5 protein-coding genes are annotated in these 3954 nt (G+C 62.9%); 2 read left to right on the forward strand and 3 right to left on the reverse strand.

Translation table 11 applies throughout. The annotated features are described in order from the left end of the window. Nucleotides 1-116: 116 nt before the first annotated feature. A complete protein-coding gene (locus Q0176_RS10325) occupies nt 117-377 on the reverse strand; it encodes a hypothetical protein (protein ID WP_299302530.1) in 261 nt (86 codons plus the stop codon). 174 nt (nt 378-551) lie between these two features. Between Q0176_RS10325 and Q0176_RS10330 the strand changes: the two genes are divergently transcribed. Further along, on the forward strand, nt 552-1061 hold the full coding sequence (locus Q0176_RS10330; protein WP_299302534.1) for a nitroreductase family protein: 510 nt from the start codon (nt 552-554) through the stop codon (nt 1059-1061). Between the two features lie 62 nt (nt 1062-1123). Further along, nucleotides 1124-1984: a 3-methyl-2-oxobutanoate hydroxymethyltransferase gene (panB, locus tag Q0176_RS10335; RefSeq protein ID WP_299302536.1), complete on the forward strand. Its 861-nt coding sequence runs from the start codon at nt 1124-1126 to the stop codon at nt 1982-1984. 54 nt (nt 1985-2038) lie between these two features. Here the strand turns inward: panB and Q0176_RS10340 are convergent, their stop codons facing one another. Both Q0176_RS10340 and Q0176_RS10345 read right to left on the reverse strand, forming a co-directional pair. Next, nucleotides 2039-2866: an ABC transporter permease subunit gene (locus Q0176_RS10340; RefSeq protein WP_299302539.1), complete on the reverse strand. Its 828-nt coding sequence runs from the start codon at nt 2864-2866 to the stop codon at nt 2039-2041. A 3-nt stretch (nt 2867-2869) separates the two neighbouring features. Beyond that, nucleotides 2870-3934: an extracellular solute-binding protein gene (locus Q0176_RS10345; RefSeq protein WP_299302542.1), complete on the reverse strand. Its 1065-nt coding sequence runs from the start codon at nt 3932-3934 to the stop codon at nt 2870-2872. Nucleotides 3935-3954 lie beyond the last annotated feature (20 nt).

A 3954-nucleotide genomic window follows, 5' to 3' on the forward strand; every position in this document is an offset into this window, starting at 1 on the left:
TGTCTGCGAGAGCGGTGTGAAGGCGAGGCGGCGCCGGCCGATTGGCCGACGCCGCCCTCATACTCCTGAGACCTTGGTGCGTTCGGCGCCGGAGCCCCTGGCGTGTCTGCCGGGGTTCAGTACTTCGCGTTGTGGTTCTTTCCCACGCCAAAAAGCTGAAGGGTGGAGTTCATGAGCTCCTCCTGGGTGCGGATGAGAAAGGCGCCCATGGCCATCTGGACCTTTGCCTGGCTGAGCTCGACGGACGACTTCGCGATGTCCATGACGTCCATGCCGCCCGAGCTCACGGACGCGGCCACCGCCGCGGCCCGGTTGACGGAGTCCTGCATCATGGCGGCCCCGGCCTGCCCCAGCCTGTCGAAACTGTTGATGTTCACGGAATATCCCTCCCTGCTGTGAAACGCCGTCCCGGATAAGACGGTTCCAGCGAATTTTATCAGATGTCCCCGGTTCCCACAACAAAAAGATGCCCCTGCGGCCTGTGCGGGGGGATTTTGGGTATAATGGATAATGGCCCTGTAAATATTCCGAAAACGAAAGGATGAGGACCCATGCTTGAACTTCTGGAACGGCGCAGGAGCATTCGGAAGTTTACAAGCGGCGTTTTGAGCGATCCGCAGGTCAAGGCGCTGGTCCACGCGGGGCTTCTGGCCCCCTCGGCAAAGAACAGAAAGCCCGTGGAGCTTTTCTTCGTCCGGGACCGGGCGGTGGTAGCGCGGCTTGCGGACTGCCGCGACGCGGGCGGGGATGCCTTGAGGACGGTCGCTCTGGCGGTAGCCGTGACGGCCGATCCCGCCGTCAGCGACGTCTGGGAGGAGGACGCCTCCATCGCCGCCACGCAGATTTTTCTCGAGGCGGAGGCCCTGGGTCTGGGATGCTGCTGGATTCAGGTCCGAAGGCGTCCCTGCGGGGAGGGGACGGCCGAGGATGCGGCGAGGCGGATGCTGGACATCCCCGAGCGCCTCTCCGTCCTGTGCCTTCTGGCCATCGGCTTCAAGGACGAGACGAAGGAAGACTACGACCTCTCGAAGCTGGACCAATCGAAGGTGCATTATCGCTGAGGCGGTTGCTGTATTGAAATCTCAGGAGCTGAATCCCTGAACGAGAGAAAGGAGAGTTCGTCATGGCAAAGAAGAAGGGACGCCTGGAGTTTCTGGAGATGAAGAAGAACGGGGAGAAGGTGACGTGGATCACGGCCTACGACTTCCCGACGGCGATGTTCGCGGAGGCGGCGGGCCTGGACATGATCCTGGTGGGCGACTCCCTGGGCATGGTGGTGCTGGGCTACCCGGGCACGATCCCCGTTACGATGGAGGACTGCATCAGTCACTGCAAGGCCGTCCGCCGGGGAGCGCCGAACACCTTCGTGATGGGCGACATGCCGTTCGGCTCGTATCAGGTCTCGGACGAGCAGGCCGTGGAGAACGCGGTGCGCTTCTTCAAGGAGGCGGACGTCGATGCCGTCAAGCTGGAGGGCGGGGTGCGCGTGGAGAGCCGCATCAAGGCCATCGCGGACAGCGGGGTGCTGGTGTGCGGGCACATCGGCCTGACGCCGCAGAGCTCCGGCCCGATGGGCGGGTTCAAGGCGCAGGGCGTGACGCCGGATTCGGCCCGCTACGTGATCGAGGACGCGCTGGCGGTGGAGCGGGCGGGGGCCTACGCGCTCCTGGTGGAGGGCATCCCGCCGGAGTTGACGGAGTTCATCACGAAACGCCTCTCCATCCCGGTGTATTCCATCGGAGCGGGCTGGCCGTGCGATGGGCAGCTCATCATCTGCGGGGACATGCTGGGCCAGTTCCAGGCGTTCACGCCGAAGTTCGTGAAGAAGTACGCGAATATCGCGGAGGTGATCACGAACGCGTTCAAGGCCTACGCGGAGGACGTGAGGACGGGGAAGTTCCCGAACGACGATTACGTGTACCACATCCGCAAGGGCTGCGAGGCGGAGTACGCCGCCATGCTGAAGGAGTACGAGAAGAAGTGAGGATGGCGGCGGTGGGGGGGGCATGAGTCTGCCCCCCGTTCGTAACGGGGGGAATTATGTCCCCGCGGGACGGAAAAAGCGCTCGTAGAGCACGATAACCCCTGTGGTAACCAGGGTCAGGACGACGGCCAGAGCGTCTGCCTGGGCGATGTCCGTCGACATGTCGGAGACCTGCGTGTAGATGACCATGGGCAGGATCTTCACGGACGTCCCCGTCAGGGCGAATGCGGTTCCGAAGGCCCCCATGCTCACGGCAAAGAGCAGTGAGGAGCCGGAGAGGAGCGAGGGCAGCAACATGGGGAGCAGCACCCTGAGCAGGATCGTGCTGCGTCCGGCGCCGAGGCTTTGTGCCGCCTCGATCAGGCTCCAGTCCATATTGCTCCACGCCACGGTCAGCGTCAGGATCGTCCTTGGGATCAGAAAATAGAGGTAAGCCACGATCAGCCCGCGCCAAGTGAAGAGGAATGCGGAGAACTCCAGGGGCTCGATCCCGAAGGCACGCTTCAGGAGCAGGGTGAGGAAGCCGCTTGTTCCCAGGAGGACGATGAAGGCAAAGCCCACGACCAGCCCGCTGAAGGTAAGGGGGACGGAGGTCAGGGCCATCAAGAATCCCTTGGCCCTGCGGCTCCTGTGGATGACGTAGGAGATCGGCAGGCCCAGGGCCGTTCCGAGCACCGCCGTGGAGACCGAAAGCCCCAGGCTGGTGCAGAGCGACTCCCGGTACAACTTTCGGACGAAGAGTGACAGGTAGTTGCCGTAGGAGAGCCTGCCCTCTACGAAGAGGCTCTCCCAGACGACCAGCAGCAGCGGCCATGCCAGAAAACAGATCAGCACGGCCGCCACAGGCAACAGCAACAAATAGAGATACTTTCGGTTTTCCAAAGCCTAGTCTTCCCCGAGGACCTTGGACCCCCAGAGCGAGGCGAGCGTCTTCTGGACCTCTGCCGCCTTCACCCAGTCAAGGTCCTTGGCGCGCTCGTAGTCCGCGGCGGGGAGGAACTTGGAACGGACCTCCTCGGGGAACTCGAAATTGGGCAGGATTGGGCGTACGAAACCTTTGGCGAAGAGCCCCTGCCCCTCGTCCGAGAGGATGTAGTTCAGCCACAGCTTGCCCGCGTTGGGGTTGGGCGCGTCCTTCACCAGGCTGATCGCGTAGGGGGCGGTCACGCTGCCCTCCTCGGGGATGACGATGTCCACGGCGTCGCCCAGCTCCGCGATGTACTTGGCGCGGTAGGCGTTGGCGTCGTAGGTGATCCAGATCGGGATCTCGCCCTTGACGAACTTGTCGAACTCGGTGGTCTTCTCGATCATGCGGATGTTGCCGCTCTGCTGGAGTTTCGCCAGGTAGTCGATGCCCGCCTCGGGGTGGTCCAGGTCGCCGCCCTGGGCGTGGATGCTGGAGAGGACGATGGCGTAGCCGATTCCGGCTGTGCGCGGGTCGAGATAGACGATGGACTTGGCGTATTCCGGTTTCAGGAGATCGGCCCAGCTTCGGGGGGTCTCCTTTACCAGGTTCTTGTTGACGGCGAAACAGACGGTCATTTTATGGATGCAGAACCATTTGCCCTCGGGGTCCTTCAGGATATCGGGAATGCGATCGAAATTGATCGGCTTGAAGGGCTCGGTAAGGCCGCGCTTTCCGGCCTCCGCACCGGAGGGCATGAAGTAGTAGGCCGTGTCGCCCTGCGGGTTGTTGCGTTCCTTGTCCAGACGTACGACCGTGGCCCCACTGCCCAGATCGTTGAAGGCGATCTCGATCCCGTAGCGCTTCTCGAATCCTTCGAAGAGCGCCTGCCAGTTGGCCCAGGTCGGGCCCGTGTCGTAGCTGTTCAGGCCCTTCTCCGCCTTGGCCGCCGCCGCCAGGGCCTCCTCGCCCGCGTACAGCTCGGCCGCCATGCCGACGGACGCCAGGACCAAAACCAGGGACAACGCAATCAGAAATTTTCTCACTCCAAGAGACCTCCTTAAAC

Origin of the sequence: uncultured Fretibacterium sp., from assembly GCF_938040765.1 — a bacterium.
In the GTDB taxonomy this organism is placed as follows: Bacteria; Synergistota; Synergistia; order Synergistales; family Aminobacteriaceae; genus CAJPSE01.

Excerpts from the sequence above, each read along its gene's own strand:
- Q0176_RS10330 (WP_299302534.1), top strand. The coding sequence starts at position 552 with ATGCTTGAACTTCTGGAACGGCGCAGGAGCATTCGGAAGTTTACAAGC.
- panB (WP_299302536.1), top strand. The coding sequence starts at position 1,124 with ATGGCAAAGAAGAAGGGACGCCTGGAGTTTCTGGAGATGAAGAAGAAC.